Consider the following 14,208-nt stretch of genomic DNA (forward strand, 5'->3'; position numbering starts at 1 on the left):
AATTTCAGGCGCCCTGAATGGGACCGCGACAAGCGCCAGGGCGCCAATTGCGATCGACACAAAAAAGCGGCAAACGAATGCCGCCTTTTTGCCGAGCCGGGAAAATGTCAAGCGAGCCGATCGCCACGCGAAACGCCAAAGGGCGCAACGCAGTGAAACGATTAGTCGTTCTTCGTCTTGACGACTTTCTTACCGCGATAGTAGCCATTCGGGCTAACGTGGTGACGCAGATGCACTTCACCCGTGCTCGGTTCCACGGCCAGCGGCGCTGCCGTCAGGAAATCGTGCGAACGGTGCATGCCGCGCTTGGACGGCGACTTCTTGTTTTGCTGAACTGCCATGACTAACTCCTAAAAATTTTCCGAATTCTAACACAGCCCGATACGGTGTCCGCCATAGGCCGAATGGCCAATGCGCCCGCCTCGCGCTTCCCTGCAACTGTTCAGTGCTTCTTGTCGCCCGGCTCACCGCGCTTCAGACTTTCGAGCGCCGCGAACGGATTGGGCCGCTCGGGCTCATCGCCCTCACTGGCTTCGTCGAACGCAGCTTCGTCGCCCTCGCCTTCGGCACCGGCCACACCAGAGACGAGACTCTCGTGCACTTCGGGACAAACCTCGTGTTTGGGCACGAGTGGCAAGGAAAGCAGCAACTCTTCTTCGATCAAGTCGATGAGATCGAACTGGCGCGAGCCCACGATCACTTCGACTTCATCCTCGTCGAGCGGAAACTCTTCGGCTTCCGCCTCAGTGTTGACGACCCGGTAAGTTGCATCGACGTTGAACGGCTGCGAATACGGTGTCATGCACCGTTGGCATTCGAGCCATGCCGCGCCGTGAATCGCCAACCTCAAATACGGCTGGGGACCCTCGGTGCCGTCATCCTGCAACTCCGGCTGCGTCGCTCCTTCGGCTTGCCAGGTGAACGCGGTATCGCGCTCTGGCGCTTCTGCCGGGACTTCGTTTAACATGCGCGGCAGTTGCGAGACGCGCACGACACCCGCGGCCTGACGCCCACTCCGCGCAAATTCGAACAGATCGATTTCATGCGGGTCGGACAGACCAGCAGGGTTGCCAGGATGTTGAGTCATGTGCGCTCCTGCGTCGGCGAGAATTTCGCCGGGGCTAAACCGCGATAAGCCGCGAGGTAAAACCGGTTTGCAAGCCTACCCACCAAGCCGCGGCGCTGGATTCAACAAGGCTCATAACGAAGCCTGATTGAACGCACCGAGACCCGCCTAAGCGGAAGCATACCGATGAAAAGCCCGAAATCATATCTGTTTTGTCTTTTCGAGTCAAACACTTAAGCCCGTATGCGTGCGCACTCCGCGCAAGCCCGTACGCCCTGTCTTTCTAGCCGTTGGTTGACCATGCCAGATTCCCCCAATCGCCCGCCGCGCCTGATTCTGGCGTCGAGTTCGCCGTATCGTCGCGAACTGCTCGAGCGCCTGCGCGCGCCTTTCGATGTCGTCGTTCCCGCGATCGACGAAACTCCGCACGCCGGCGAAACGCCCGAAGTCACAGCATTGCGGCTCGCAGAAGCCAAAGCGCGCAAAGTGGCGAGCGAACTCGGCAAAAATGAATCCGCGCTCGTGATCGGCTCCGATCAGGTCGCCACGTATGACGGCCCGCAGATCGGCAAACCCGGCACGCACGAAAAGGCGCTCGCCCAGTTACAGGCAATGCGCGGCCGCGAAGTGCTGTTTCATAGTGCCCTATGCCTGTTCGACAGCGCGGCCGGTACCGTACAAACTGCGGATGTAATCACCCGCGTTCAGTTCCGCAACCTGCCGGACGCGGCCCTGGAAGCCTATTTGCGAGCCGAAACGCCTTACGACGTCGCGGGTAGCGCGAAATCGGAAGGCCTCGGCATTGCATTACTCGAAGCCATCCACTCCGACGACCCCACCGCGCTCGTCGGCCTACCGCTAATTACCCTGTCGAGCATGCTGCTGGCAGCCGGCTATCCAATTCTGGAGGCGCAATGAGCGGCACGCTCTATCTGATTCCAAACACGCTCGGCGAGGGTGATGCCGACGCGCTCGACGCCGTTCTGCCCGCCCCCGTGCGCGCCCGCGCAGCTTCATTGCACTATTACATCGGCGAAAACGCGAAAACCACACGCGCTTTTCTGAAGAAGGTCGGCACCGAGCGGCCGATTCAGGAAATCGAAATTAGGGAACTGAACGTCAACACGCCGGTTAGTGAGATCGACAAGCTGCTGGCTCCGCTACTGGCCGGCACCGACGCCGGCCTCGTTTCGGAAGCCGGGTGTCCGGCGGTTGCCGACCCGGGCGCGCTACTGGTGCGTCGCGCACACGAGCGCGGCGTGAAGGTCGTACCGTTTGTCGGACCGAGCTCGATTCTGCTGGCCTTGATGGCCTCCGGACTCAACGGTCAAAGTTTTGCGTTTCACGGCTACCTGCCGGTCGATGCCGCTGAACGCGCAAAGCGTCTGCGCGACCTGGAGCAGCAATCGCGCAAGGGCAAGCAAACGCAGATTTTTATCGAGACGCCCTATCGGAATCGCGCGCTGCTCGACACTTTACTGGCGACTTGCGCGCCGTCCACGCTGGTTTGCGTCGCGGTTGATTTAACCCTGGAAACAGAGACGATCGCCAGCCGCACTGTCGCCGACTGGAAGAAGAAGTCAGCGATCGATCTGCATAAGCGGCCGGCTATTTTCCTGATTTTAGCTGCCTGATTGGCGATAAACGCACCAGGAACCAAACAGCAGACAAAAAACCCCGCGCGATCAATTCGATTGATTGCGCAGGGCCTTTTTCGCTGTCACACCGATTAACGCAGGCTCAACTTCCCGCCGAGCGCCATTGCGTGTACTGCCCCGTTACCCACCGCCGCACCGAACTTACGTGCCACGCGGTCGGTAATGCTCTCCTTTACCGTGTAGTCGACGATATCCGGCGCCTTGAAAAGCTCACGCGCTACATAGTCGGCGTCGCCGAAACCGTCTGCGAGGCCCAACTCCACACTCTTCTGACCCGTCCAGAACAGACCGGAGAACATGTCGGGCGTTTCATGCAGACGCTTACCCCGCCCCTGGCGTACCGCGTCGATAAATTGCGCGTGAATCTGATCAAGCATGTCTTGGGCATGTGCGTCCATCTTCGGCGTTTCTGGCGAGAACGGATCGAAAAAGCCCTTGTTCTCACCCGATGTGTGCAGGCGACGCTCAACGCCCAGCTTATCCATCAAACCGGTGAAGCCGAAACTGTCCATCAACACGCCGATAGATCCGACGATGCTCGCCTTATCGACGTAAATCTTGTCCGCCGCCGCCGCCGCGTAGTAACCGCCCGACGCGCACATATCACCCACTACGACGTAAAGCGGAATTGACGGATATTTGACACGCAATCGCCGAATTTCGTTGTAGATGATGCCCGCCTGCACCGGACTGCCGCCCGGACTATTGCAGCTCAGGATCACCCCCGCCGTACCGGCATCGTCGAACGCACTCTCGAGCGCCGTGTTGATATCTTCGGCGTTCGCATTGGTATCAGCGGAGATTTCGCCGTCAAGCGACACCATTGCAGTGTGACGCCCGGTGGTTGCGACTTTATCGCCGGAGAACACCAGCCCGCCCCATACGACGAGTATCAATACGATCAGGAACACGAACCGGAAGAAAATCTTCCAGCGCCGCGCAGCGCGTTGCTCATTGATCGCCGCCATTGCAATGCGTTCGAGCGCAGCCCTTTCCCAGCCGGGTTCATCGGCGGGCACACGGGAGCGACCTGTTGGGGACAGATCTTTTGGGTCGGGAGTCAGGTTGTCGGACATGCGGAGCAGTGGAGGATCGAAAAGAGGGAAGAATCAGGGCGTGGCAGGGCGCAATTCGCCGTCGGGCAGCCAGAAAATGGCGCGGCCTTCCGGCGTATCCCGCTCCTCGACCAAGACAGGGCGCAATTTGCCGCCCCGGCACGGGCCACCCACGCATTTGCCGGTATCAGGCGCGTAAATCGCGCCATGTGTCGCGCACATCAAGTATAAGCCTGACGATTCGAAGAACTGTCCCTCAGCCCAGTCGAGTTCCATGGGCACGTGCGCGCAACGGTTCAGATAGCCATATGCACGGCCGTCGTAGCGAACGAAGAACACCACGGCGTCGCCGCCTCCCAGCCTGGCCGCGCGCCTCACGCCTGCGCCGCCGTCAACCAGGTCGTCCGCCGCGCAAATGCGGACGGACTCCGCTTCGCTCGCCTGGGTGCTCATGCGTTGTCCCGCAACCAGCCAGATAAATCGCTCACACTCGACGCCACGAATTTCGGCGACATCGCGTTCAGCGAATTTGCCGGATGTGCGCCATACGTCACGCCGATGCCCGCGACGCCCGCGTTCATCGCCATTTGCAGATCGTGCGTCGTGTCGCCGACCATCACCGTGCGCGCGGGATCCTGCCCCAGTTCGCGCGTCAGCTCATGGAGCATGGCCGGATGGGGCTTCGAAAACGTCTCGTCGGCACAACGGGTGCCGTCGAACAGGCTGGTCAGACGCGACTGGTCGAGCGCCCGGTTCAGGCCGACGCGGCTCTTGCCGGTCGCCACCGCCAGCAGATAACCCTGATCGCGCAGCTCCTGCAACATTTCGCGGACGCCGGCAAAAAGCTCCGTGGCCTGATCCTTCACCAGATAGTGGAAGCGGTAACGTTCGGCCAGACGCGGGTATTCGGACGGATCGAGCGTGGGCGCAGCGATCTGCAGCGCCTCGCGCAAGCCGAGGCCGATCACATAACTCGCGGCCTCGTGCGCGGGCACTGGCAAACCAAGATCGCGGCACGCCGACTGGATGCTGCGCGCGATGTGCGCGGTCGAATCCATCAACGTTCCGTCCCAATCGAACACGATCAGATCAAATTGCTCTCTAGCCATTCGGTGTTGTCTCCGGGTTTGACCCATTTCGTAATTCGTTGAGCTGCGCGACGAAGCTGCGGCACTCGGCCGGCAACGGCGCCTCGAACTGAATCGGCACGCCGGTGGCCGGGTGCGCGAGCTTCAGCCGGTAAGCGTGCAGGAACATGCGTTTCAAGCCGGGTTTGGCATTGGTGCGCGCCAGTTCCTTATTCAAAGCGAAGTCGCCGTATTTTGCATCGCCGACAATCGGCAGCTCCAGATGCTGCAAGTGAACGCGAATCTGATGTGTGCGGCCCGTCTTGAGTTCCGCTTCGAGCAACGCGTACTCCGGCCAGCTGTCGATCAGATTGAACACCGTATGCGACGCCAGACCGTCCGGCTGCACGCGCACGCGGCGCTCTCCGTCGGCGGTCAGATACTTGTGCAGCGGCGCCTTGACCGCGCGGCGACGGCCCCAATCGGCCGCCCAGTCGCCATGAACGCACGCAAAGTAGCGTTTGTCCATTTTGTTCTCGCGGATCTGTTCGTGCAGGTTGACCAGCGCGCTGCGCTTCTTGGCCAACATCAGAATGCCGGACGTTTCCCGATCCAGCCGATGCACCAGTTCGAGGAATTTCGCCTGCGGACGCGCCTCGCGCATCTGTTCGATCACGCCGAACGCCACGCCGCTGCCGCCATGCACCGCCACGCCGGCCGGTTTGTCGATGACCAGCATGTGGTCGTCTTCGAAAATAATCTTGAAATCCGCACTCGGCACATGCGCGTGCGCGGCGGCTTCACTCGGCTGCGCGACGCGAATAGGCGGCACGCGCACCAGATCGCCAAGCTCCAGGCGATACTGAGCGTCTATCCGGCCCTTATTCACGCGCACTTCGCCGCTGCGCAGAATTCGATAAATGTGGCTCTTGGGCACGCCTTTACAGACGCGCAAGAGGAAGTTGTCGATGCGCTGTCCGGCCGCGCTGTCGTCGATCTCGATGATGGAGACCTGGTCGCTTGCGACCGATTTCTGGGATATTTTGCCTAACTCTTTCATTCTGAATATAATTTGCCCAGCAGTCTGCGGCGGCCGGCGCAGTGACCGGAATTCGGGCAGGTTGCGCAGGTGCAAGCGATAAACCGTTATTTTACTTGCGCCGGGGTCTGGTTGCTCACCCTCAAATGAGATGCAACAAGTTGCACGCACGAAGTCAGTGCCCGGCAGGGACGGCGCCCACAGGCGCGTTCGGTCAAGGTCAGCTTCGACGGTAACGGAATTTTGGTCAAAAAGAATTTAACTTTCAGCTTCGGTATCCGGCGGTATGACGCCAAGTTGTAGAAGCTGCGAGTTGCGAAAATACGGCGTGCGCCCGAGGCGTCTTGTAGAAAGTACAAGACATGGCGACGTCAAAATGAGGCGAGACACCCCCAGCAGGAAAAGACGCGCCGCCTGCGCGAACTTCCCGCTGCGGCATGACCGCAGCCTCCGACCCTCCGGTCACGCGCCCAGTTGGCGCACCGGCGCGAGTGGACGAAGGCTTATGAAGGTCTGCTGGCAGAACCCGCGGCGTGTCGGGTCATTATTTGAAGCCGTGTTCGCATGTGCCCTGCGGCCTCGCGCCCATTTTTTAATGGGGCCGGGCCCTCTCAGGCAATTCTCCCGCCATTTTTCCCGCTCCAGCGTGCTTGTGAAAACACAATAAGGCGCGGCATGCCGCTGCCCTCATGGCTCTCGCGACTGACAACCGCGCAGCCGGAGGCAGGCTAAGCCGCTCTGGAGCCGTTCAATGAAACGAATGTTGTTCAACGCGACGCAGCAGGAAGAACTGCGCGTCGCCATCGTCGATGGGCAAAAACTCATCGATATCGACATCGAAACCGCCGGGCGCGAACAGCGCAAAGGCAATATTTACAAAGGCATCATCACCCGCATCGAGCCGTCGCTCGAAGCGTGCTTCGTCAACTACGGCGAAGACCGTCACGGTTTTCTGCCGTTCAAGGAAGTCGCCCGTCAGTATTTCCGCGACGGCGTCGACATGCGCTCCGCCCGCATCCAGGACGCCCTGAAAGAAGGTCAGGAACTGATCGTCCAGGTCGAAAAGGAAGAACGCGGCAACAAGGGCGCGGCTCTCACCACATTCATCTCGCTCGCCGGCCGGTATCTGGTTCTGATGCCGAATAACCCGCGTGGCGGCGGCGTGTCGCGCCGTATCGAAGGCGACGACCGTCAGGAACTGCGCGAAACCATGGCGCAACTGCAATTGCCGGAAGGCATGAGCATCATCGCGCGCACGGCCGGCATTGGCCGCAGCGCCGAAGAGCTGCAGTGGGACCTGAACTACCTGATGCAACTGTGGCGCGCGATCGAAGCCGCGTCGCAAAGCGGCTCGAACGGTCAGCCGATGTTGATTTATCTCGAGTCGAGCCTCGTGATCCGCGCGATCCGCGACTATTTCCAGCCGGACATCGGCGAAATCCTGATCGACACCACCGAAATCCATGACCAGGCCCGCGCCTTCATGGATATCGTGATGCCGGATAATGTCAGCAAGGTGAAGCGGTATCACGACGACGTGCCGCTCTTCTCGCGCTTCCAGATCGAACACCAGATCGAAACGGCGTACTCGCGCACGGTTCCGCTGCCGTCGGGCGGCGCAATCGTGATCGACCACACCGAAGCGCTGGTCGCGATCGACGTGAACTCGGCACGCGCCACCAAGGGCGCCGACATCGAGGAAACGGCTGCACGCACCAACCTCGAAGCCGCCGACGAAGTCGCTCGCCAGTTGCGTCTGCGCGACCTCGGCGGCCTGATCGTGATCGACTTCATCGACATGGAGTCGGCCAAGAGCCAGCGTGAAGTTGAGCAGCGCCTGAAAGACGCGCTCAAGCACGACCGGGCGCGCGTCCAGATGGGCAAGATTTCGCGTTTCGGCCTGATGGAACTGTCGCGTCAACGTCTGCGTCCGGCGCTGTCGGAAGGCAGCCACGTGACCTGCCCGCGCTGTAACGGCACGGGTCATATCCGCGATACCGAATCGTCCGCGCTGCAAGTGCTGCGGATCATTCAGGAAGAAGCGATGAAGGAAAACACCGCGGCGATCCATTGCCAGGTGCCGGTCGAAGTGACCGCCTTCCTGTTGAACGAAAAGCGCGCCGAAATCAACAAGATCGAGTCGCGTTTCAAGGTCAATGTCGTCCTGATTCCGAACAAGCATCTCGACACGCCGCATTACAAGCTCGAGCGCCTGCGTCACGACGATGCACGCCTCGACGATCCGCGCGCGTCGTGGAAGATGGCCGAAGAAGCGGCACGCGAACTGGAATCGGAAACGGGTTACAGCAAGCGCACCGAAGAAGTGAAGCCGAAGCAGGAAGCGGCGGTCAAGGGCATCACGCCTGAGAAGCCGGCACCGAGCGCGCCGGTTCGTCCGGCAGCAACCCCGGCTCCGGTCGCGGTGGCTCCGGCTACCGGTGGCTTCATCGGCTGGCTGAAGAACCTGTTTGGCGTGCAGTCGGCGGCTCCCGCTCCTGTCGCACCGGCTACGACCGAAAAGCAGGCGCGTCCGCAACGCGGCGAGCGCACGGAACGCGGTGAGCGCACCGGCGAACGCGGCGGCGACCGCAACCGCAATCGCCGTAGCGGCACAGCCGGCCGCGATGCGGCAGGCCGTACCGAAGGCGCGACCGGTGGTCGTCAGGCTCAAGGTCAGCAACCGTCGCAACGTCAGGAACGCGAACCGCGTGAGGGCCGTGAGGCACGCGAAGGCCGTGAACCGCGCGAAGCACGCGAGCCGCGTGGCAACCGTGAGCCGCGTGAAGCACGCGAGCAACGCGAACCGCGCGAGGCCCGTGAAGGCCGTGAACCGCGCGAGGCTCGTGAGCCGCGCGAAGGCCGCGAAAACCGTGACCGCGACACTCGTGGTAACGATCGCACGGAAACCGCGGAAGGCGCAGCACAGCGCGCTGAACGTGGCGAACGTCAGGAACGCGGCGAGCGTCGTGAGCGTGGCGAACGTGCTGAACGTGGCGAGCGTCGCAAGCCGCAAGCCGAAACCACTGACGCACTGACGCAAACCGACGCGCAAGCGGAAGAACTGGCCCGCAATCAGGCCGCACTCGGCGAAAACGGTGCTCCAGTCGATCAGGAAGCCGTGGCGCGTGAGGGTGAAGAGCGTCGTCGTCGCCGTCGCGGCCGTCGTGGTGGTCGTCGTGAGCGTGAAGAGGACGTGAACGGCAACCTCGCAGCGGACGTTGCGGAAGCCGAAGGCGACTCGTCGAACGTCAGCGATGAAGCACCGGTGCGCGCGGCTCATCAGCCGGTCGAGCACAAGGCCGATGTCGTCGAATCGAACGATAAGGCGCAGGAAGTCACGCCGGTGGAAGTGGTGGTTGCCGCTGTCGCGACCGAAACCGCCGTGGTGACCGAACTGCACGCGTCGGCCGAAACGCCGGCTCTGGCTGTCGAGAAGGCTGCGAAGTCGGAAACCGTGGTGCCGGTCGAACAGGCTCCGGCTGCAGTTGAGCCGGTGGCAGTTTCGCCGGTAGCAGTTGAGCCGGTGGCACAAGCCGCCGCGCCGGTCGAAGCTGCGCAAGCCGCTCCGACCGCTAGCGAAGCGGTTTCGCTGGTCGAACCGGTCGCGCGTGTCGAAGCTCCGGTTCAGGCGCCCGTCGTGGCCCCGGCTGTCGAGGCGCAAGCCGCACCGGCGCCGGTAGTCGCAGCGCAGGCTGCACCGGCTCCGGCCGCCGTGGTCGAAGCACCGGCAGTTGCGCCGGCGCCGCAAGCCGAGATCGTCGAAGCGCAACCGGTCGCAGCAGCAGAACCGGCTGCAGTCGTCGCGGTTGCTCCGGTAGCAGAACCGGCAGTGGTCGAGCCGGCGCCTGTCGCCGCACCGCCGCAGGCAACGCAGGCGCCCCGCGCAGCCAGCGTGTCGGCTGAAGCCCTGAAGCCCGTGCTCGAACAGGCCGGCCTCGTCTGGGTGAATACCGACGCCGACAAGCTCCGCGCCGCGCAGGATGTAGCTGCACAGACCGTCAAGCCGGCCCGTGTGGTTCGTGAGCGCAAGTCGCTGCCGCCGGTCGACAACGCACCGATGCAGCAAGTCGAAACGGGCAAGCATCCGCAGTAAGCTGCTCTGCCTTAGTCAAAAAGCCCGCCCTCATAGGCGGGCTTTTTTGCTTTTATGAGCGTGAAGATGGACGCAGAGCGAAATCCCAAACGCGCCCGGATATGCCCATCCCCGTATACCCGACGCGCCCGGAAGCCCGCCTGTCATCGGAAGCATTTCCGATAGAATGAATAATTGGCTTTCTATTCAAGCATCAGAGCAAGCACCAAGCGAAGCAATCCATGTCCCGACGCATCATCCCAGTTGCCGATTTCAGCGCGGCGCCGGTCATCTCCGGCCCAGTGCAAACGCCTAGCGGCGTATTGCATGACACGCTGTCGCGTCCGCTGCGTGATCTGCGTATTTCGGTAACGGACCGCTGCAACTTCCGCTGTGTTTATTGCATGCCGCGCGCGGTGTTCGACAAGGATTACGCGTTCCTGCCGCATAGCGCCCTGCTCAGCTTCGAGGAAATCGAGCGACTGGCGCGACTCTTCGTCGCGCATGGCGTCGAAAAAATCCGGCTGACGGGTGGCGAACCGCTGCTGCGCAAGAATCTGGAGTTTCTGATCGAGCGGCTCGCGCAACTGACCACGCCAACCGGCCGCCCGCTCGATCTGACGCTGACCACCAACGGCTCGCTGCTGGAGCGCAAGGCGCGCAGTCTGAAAGACGCCGGCCTGACCCGCGTCACGGTAAGCCTCGACGCGCTCGACGACACCCTGTTTCGCCGGATGAACGACGCCGACTTCTCGGTTGCCGATGTGCTCGACGGTATTGCCGCGGCGCAGGCGGTGGGACTCGCGCCCGTCAAGGTCAACATGGTGGTGAAACGCGGCACCAACGACAGCGAAATCGTGCCGATGGCGAGCCATTTCAAAGGCTCGGGCGCGGTGCTGCGCTTCATCGAATATATGGACGTGGGCACGTCGAACGGCTGGAACATGACCGAAGTGCTGCCGTCCGCCGACGTGATCACGCGAATCGCACAGCATTTCCCGCTCGCTCCGCTCGACGCGCATAGTCCCGCCGAGACCGCCCAGCGCTGGGGCTACGTGGACGGCGGTGGCGAGATCGGCGTGATCTCGAGCGTCACCCGTGCGTTTTGCGGCGATTGCACGCGTGCCCGTCTGTCGACCGAAGGAAAGCTGTACCTATGTCTGTTCGCGTCGTCCGGTCACGATTTGCGCGCGTTGCTGCGCAGTGGTGCGAGCGATGCCGAGATCGCCACCGCCGTCGCCGAAATCTGGCAGGGCCGCAGCGACCGCTATTCGCAGTTGCGCGGCAGCCAGGCTGCGCAAGCGCGCGAACAGGCGGGCCGCCGCGTTGAAATGTCGTACATCGGCGGCTAATCTGGGCGATCACCGCATGGAAACGTCCCACGCACAAATCACCGGCCTGCTGTTGGCCGGTGGGCGCGGCATGCGGATGGGCGGCGTCGACAAAGGACTTCAACTGCTGCATGGCGAGCCGCTTGCCGCGCACGTTTTGAAGCGCCTCGCGCCGCAAACCGGCGCGCTGCTGATCAGCGCCAATCGCCATCCCGATACTTACGCTGCACTTGGTGCGCCGTTCGGCGCCACCGTCGTCGCCGATACGCTGCCCGGTTTTCCCGGCCCGCTGGCCGGCCTGCTCGCCGGGCTGCGCGCGGCCGGCACCACGTACGTGCTGAGCGCCCCTTGCGATTCCCCGTGGCTGCCCGCCGACCTCGCCGCCCGCCTCGCTCTGGCAATGGACTCGGCCCAAGCCGATATCGCGACCGTCACGACCGTCGACGGAGAGGGCCAGAAGTCGCTGCATCCCGTATTTGCGCTGCTGCGCACCACCCTCGCCGACGACCTCGCCGCGTTTCTGGACGCCGGAGAGCGTAAGGTTCGCGCGTGGTACGCACGCCACAGGGCGGTGGAAGTCGTCTTTGGCGACGAGCGCGCGTTTTACAATATCAATTCGCTACAAGAACTCGCCGACCTCGAACGTGATTGAGGCCCCGGTAGACAATCCCGCTTCGGCCATACGGCAATTGCTACTCCCGCCTCCGGTTGCGCCGTCCCGCTCTTCATGACCACGCTTATCGAATTTTCCCGCTGCATCGCGCAGTACGATCCTCATGCGCTACCCGTTTCGGCCGCTCAGGCGATTGTTCGTCAGTGGGTTTCGCCGGTCACAGCCGTCGAGCGCGTGCCGTTGCGCGACGCGCTCGACCGCGTGCTCGCAACCGATATCGTTTCGCCGATCAACGTGCCGTCGCACGACAATTCCGCGATGGACGGCTATGCGTTCAAACGCGCAGCATTGGCAACGGGCAATTCTGCGGATGAGCCCGCGGTCCAGCTGACGATTGTCGGCAAGGCGCTGGCCGGGCATCCGTTCGAAGGCGGCATCGACGTCAATCAATGCGTCCGCGTGATGACCGGCGCTTGCATGCCGGCCGATTGCGACACGGTAGTGCCACAAGAACTGGTCGAACGCAACGCCGACGCCACGTCGATCCGCTTCGCCGCCAACGCGGTCGCGGCGGGTGCGAACCGGCGCCTGGCCGGTGAAGATCTGGCCCGCGGCCAGGTCGCGTTGCGGGCTGGCCGCATCATGCGCGCGTCGGACCTCGGCTTGCTGGCGTCGCTCGGCATCGGCGAAGTTAGCGTGCGGCGGCGTTTGCGCGTCGCGTTTTTTTCGACCGGCGACGAATTGCGCTCGCTCGGCGAACCACTCGATCCCGGCTCGGTGTACGACAGTAACCGCTACACGCTGTTTGCGATGCTGCGTCGGCTGAACGTCGACACGCTCGACCTCGGCGTGGTGCGTGACGAACCCGCCGCGCTCGAAGCCGCGTTGCGCAGTGCCGCAGCCAGCGCCGACGTGGTGCTGACCTCGGGCGGCGTGTCGGTCGGCGAAGCGGATTTCACCAGACAACTGCTGCGAACCTTCGGCGACGTCGCGTTCTGGAGCATGGCCATGCGGCCAGGCCGTCCGCTCGCGTTCGGCCGCATCTGGTCCGGCGAGCGGCCAGGCGTCGGACTGCCTGCGCTATTCTTCGGCTTGCCCGGCAATCCGGTCGCCGTGATGGTGACGTTCTATCAGATCGTGCGCGAAGCATTGCTGCTGATGTCCGGCGCAACACCGCAACCGCTGCCGGTCATCCACGCTAAAAGCCGTCAGGCGATCCGCAAACGCGTCGGACGCACCGAGTTCCAGCGCGGCGTCGCCGAACAGGACGAGCAAGGCATTTGGCACGTCACGCCCACCGGATCGCAAAGCTCGGGGGTCTTGAGTTCGATGAGCGAAGCCAATTGCTTTATCGTGCTCGGGCACGACGAAGGCGAGATTGCCGAAGGTGAGCGTGTCGATATCATGCTGTTCGACGGGCTTATCTGAGCGGGCCGCACACGGCGCGTCGCGCAACATAGCAGCATTGGAAGCACCCCCCAGCTTCACCCGCATTACCCGCAACACCTATTAACACCACGACCACGACACACGGGTTTGACTCACATGAAAAAACAGATTTCGTTTATTGCACCAGGACAGACGGCCAAAGCACTTATCCTGGTGTACCTGACGTTCTCGGTGCCGATCGTGCTGCTGGGCGTGCTGGTTGCATTTATTCGTTATGGGTCGGTGGAATTGAGCACGGTATTCAGCGCACTGCTGCTGAACGCGATTCTCGGCTTCGTGCTGCTGTGGATCGCCTGCCACGCGTACAACTGGGTGGCATCGCGCTTTGGCGGCATCGAGATTCACCTGACCGACGCCCCCGAAGAGGCGTAAATGCTCGCGACGATCCGCGCCGCCGCGCCTGAGGACACCAGCGCCATCTTCGCGCTGACCTACGAACTGGCGGAATTCGAGAACCTCACGCACGTCTTTGCCGCGACCGAAGACGGTCTGCGCGACGCGCTGTTCGGCTCGCGCCCGTCGATCGAAGCGCTGGTCGCGGAAAACGAAGGACGGCTCGTCGGCTACGCGCTGTTCTTCCACAATTATTCGAGCTTCGTCGGCAAGCGCGGCTTGTATCTCGAAGACGTCTACGTCCAACCTTCGCAACGTGGCAGCGGTTTGGGCAGCGCTTTCCTGCAACGACTCGCGGCTCTCGCGGTGGAACGGCAATGCGGCCGATTCGAATGGACCGTACTGGACTGGAACCAGCCGGCCATCGATTTCTATAAAAAGATGGGCGCCACCGTGTTGCCGGACTGGCGCGTGGTGCGCGTCACGGGCGACGCGCTCGATAAGCTGGCTGCGGGCGAGTGAGTT

Annotated in this window: 14 protein-coding genes; 8 read left to right on the forward strand and 6 right to left on the reverse strand. The window is 62.5% G+C overall.

Translation table 11 applies throughout. The annotated features are described in order from the left end of the window. Positions 1-161: 161 nt before the first annotated feature. Entirely contained in the window at positions 162-341 is a 180-nt protein-coding gene (gene rpmF, locus BLS41_RS12665) for a 50S ribosomal protein L32 (protein ID WP_006051932.1), read from the reverse strand. Positions 342-442: 101 nt separating this feature from the next. Further along, entirely contained in the window at positions 443-1,087 is a 645-nt protein-coding gene (locus tag BLS41_RS12670) for a DUF177 domain-containing protein (RefSeq protein ID WP_074764941.1), read from the reverse strand. A gap of 279 nt (positions 1,088-1,366) precedes the next feature. On the opposite strand from BLS41_RS12670, the gene BLS41_RS12675 reads away from it, so the two are divergent. Both BLS41_RS12675 and BLS41_RS12680 read left to right on the forward strand, forming a co-directional pair. Continuing rightward, complete coding sequence (locus tag BLS41_RS12675; RefSeq protein ID WP_074764943.1) at positions 1,367-1,984, forward strand: Maf-like protein; 618 nt, start codon at positions 1,367-1,369, stop codon at positions 1,982-1,984. Continuing rightward, positions 1,981-2,700, forward strand: coding sequence for an SAM-dependent methyltransferase (locus tag BLS41_RS12680; RefSeq protein WP_074764945.1), 720 nt, complete (start codon positions 1,981-1,983; stop codon positions 2,698-2,700). The genes BLS41_RS12675 and BLS41_RS12680 overlap by 4 nt, the downstream gene beginning before the upstream one ends. A 95-nt stretch (positions 2,701-2,795) precedes the next feature. Here the strand turns inward: BLS41_RS12680 and BLS41_RS12685 are convergent, their stop codons facing one another. The 4 genes from BLS41_RS12685 to BLS41_RS12700 are packed head-to-tail and all read right to left on the reverse strand — an operon-like array spanning position 2,796 to position 5,906. Further along, a complete protein-coding gene (locus BLS41_RS12685; RefSeq protein WP_074764947.1) occupies positions 2,796-3,800 on the reverse strand; it encodes a S49 family peptidase in 1,005 nt (334 codons plus the stop codon). A 33-nt stretch (positions 3,801-3,833) separates the two neighbouring features. Further along, a complete protein-coding gene (locus BLS41_RS12690; RefSeq protein WP_074764948.1) occupies positions 3,834-4,232 on the reverse strand; it encodes a Rieske (2Fe-2S) protein in 399 nt (132 codons plus the stop codon). Next, positions 4,229-4,888 carry an HAD-IIIA family hydrolase gene (locus tag BLS41_RS12695; protein ID WP_074764950.1) on the reverse strand — a complete coding sequence of 220 codons (660 nt, stop codon included), beginning with the start codon at positions 4,886-4,888 and terminating at the stop codon, positions 4,229-4,231. The genes BLS41_RS12690 and BLS41_RS12695 overlap by 4 nt, the downstream gene beginning before the upstream one ends. Beyond that, a complete protein-coding gene (locus BLS41_RS12700; RefSeq protein WP_074764952.1) occupies positions 4,881-5,906 on the reverse strand; it encodes an RluA family pseudouridine synthase in 1,026 nt (341 codons plus the stop codon). Before BLS41_RS12700 ends, BLS41_RS12695 begins: the two co-directional genes overlap by 8 nt. 730 nt (positions 5,907-6,636) lie before the next feature. Here BLS41_RS12700 and BLS41_RS12705 point away from each other — a divergent pair. From BLS41_RS12705 to BLS41_RS12730, 6 genes are all read left to right on the forward strand, one after another. After that, positions 6,637-9,978 carry an Rne/Rng family ribonuclease gene (locus tag BLS41_RS12705; protein WP_074764954.1) on the forward strand — a complete coding sequence of 1,114 codons (3,342 nt, stop codon included), beginning with the start codon at positions 6,637-6,639 and terminating at the stop codon, positions 9,976-9,978. 221 nt (positions 9,979-10,199) lie between these two features. Beyond that, entirely contained in the window at positions 10,200-11,309 is a 1,110-nt protein-coding gene (gene moaA, locus BLS41_RS12710) for a GTP 3',8-cyclase MoaA (protein ID WP_074764956.1), read from the forward strand. A 16-nt stretch (positions 11,310-11,325) separates the two neighbouring features. Then, positions 11,326-11,940, forward strand: a complete 615-nt coding sequence (gene mobA / locus BLS41_RS12715; protein WP_074764958.1) for a molybdenum cofactor guanylyltransferase MobA — start codon at positions 11,326-11,328, stop codon at positions 11,938-11,940. Positions 11,941-12,015: 75 nt separating this feature from the next. Then, entirely contained in the window at positions 12,016-13,329 is a 1,314-nt protein-coding gene (moeA, locus tag BLS41_RS12720; protein ID WP_074764960.1) for a molybdopterin molybdotransferase MoeA, read from the forward strand. 117 nt (positions 13,330-13,446) lie between these two features. Then, positions 13,447-13,722: a hypothetical protein gene (locus BLS41_RS12725; protein WP_074764961.1), complete on the forward strand. Its 276-nt coding sequence runs from the start codon at positions 13,447-13,449 to the stop codon at positions 13,720-13,722. Next, a complete protein-coding gene (locus tag BLS41_RS12730) occupies positions 13,723-14,205 on the forward strand; it encodes a GNAT family N-acetyltransferase (RefSeq protein WP_074764963.1) in 483 nt (160 codons plus the stop codon). It begins immediately after the preceding gene. Positions 14,206-14,208 lie beyond the last annotated feature (3 nt).

The organism is Paraburkholderia fungorum, from assembly GCF_900099835.1.
In the GTDB taxonomy this organism is placed as follows: domain Bacteria; phylum Pseudomonadota; class Gammaproteobacteria; order Burkholderiales; family Burkholderiaceae; genus Paraburkholderia; species Paraburkholderia fungorum_A.

What these genes read in the sequence shown, in the direction of transcription:
- rpmF (WP_006051932.1), bottom strand. Translation starts at nt 341, where the DNA reads ATGGCAGTTCAGCAAAACAAGAAGTCGCCGTCCAAGCGCGGCATGCAC.
- BLS41_RS12670 (WP_074764941.1), bottom strand. Translation starts at nt 1,087, where the DNA reads ATGACTCAACATCCTGGCAACCCTGCTGGTCTGTCCGACCCGCATGAA.
- BLS41_RS12675 (WP_074764943.1), top strand. Translation starts at nt 1,367, where the DNA reads ATGCCAGATTCCCCCAATCGCCCGCCGCGCCTGATTCTGGCGTCGAGT.
- BLS41_RS12680 (WP_074764945.1), top strand. Translation starts at nt 1,981, where the DNA reads ATGAGCGGCACGCTCTATCTGATTCCAAACACGCTCGGCGAGGGTGAT.
- BLS41_RS12685 (WP_074764947.1), bottom strand. Translation starts at nt 3,800, where the DNA reads ATGTCCGACAACCTGACTCCCGACCCAAAAGATCTGTCCCCAACAGGT.
- BLS41_RS12690 (WP_074764948.1), bottom strand. Translation starts at nt 4,232, where the DNA reads ATGAGCACCCAGGCGAGCGAAGCGGAGTCCGTCCGCATTTGCGCGGCG.
- BLS41_RS12695 (WP_074764950.1), bottom strand. Translation starts at nt 4,888, where the DNA reads ATGGCTAGAGAGCAATTTGATCTGATCGTGTTCGATTGGGACGGAACG.
- BLS41_RS12700 (WP_074764952.1), bottom strand. Translation starts at nt 5,906, where the DNA reads ATGAAAGAGTTAGGCAAAATATCCCAGAAATCGGTCGCAAGCGACCAG.
- BLS41_RS12705 (WP_074764954.1), top strand. Translation starts at nt 6,637, where the DNA reads ATGAAACGAATGTTGTTCAACGCGACGCAGCAGGAAGAACTGCGCGTC.
- moaA (WP_074764956.1), top strand. Translation starts at nt 10,200, where the DNA reads ATGTCCCGACGCATCATCCCAGTTGCCGATTTCAGCGCGGCGCCGGTC.
- mobA (WP_074764958.1), top strand. Translation starts at nt 11,326, where the DNA reads ATGGAAACGTCCCACGCACAAATCACCGGCCTGCTGTTGGCCGGTGGG.
- moeA (WP_074764960.1), top strand. Translation starts at nt 12,016, where the DNA reads ATGACCACGCTTATCGAATTTTCCCGCTGCATCGCGCAGTACGATCCT.
- BLS41_RS12725 (WP_074764961.1), top strand. Translation starts at nt 13,447, where the DNA reads ATGAAAAAACAGATTTCGTTTATTGCACCAGGACAGACGGCCAAAGCA.
- BLS41_RS12730 (WP_074764963.1), top strand. Translation starts at nt 13,723, where the DNA reads ATGCTCGCGACGATCCGCGCCGCCGCGCCTGAGGACACCAGCGCCATC.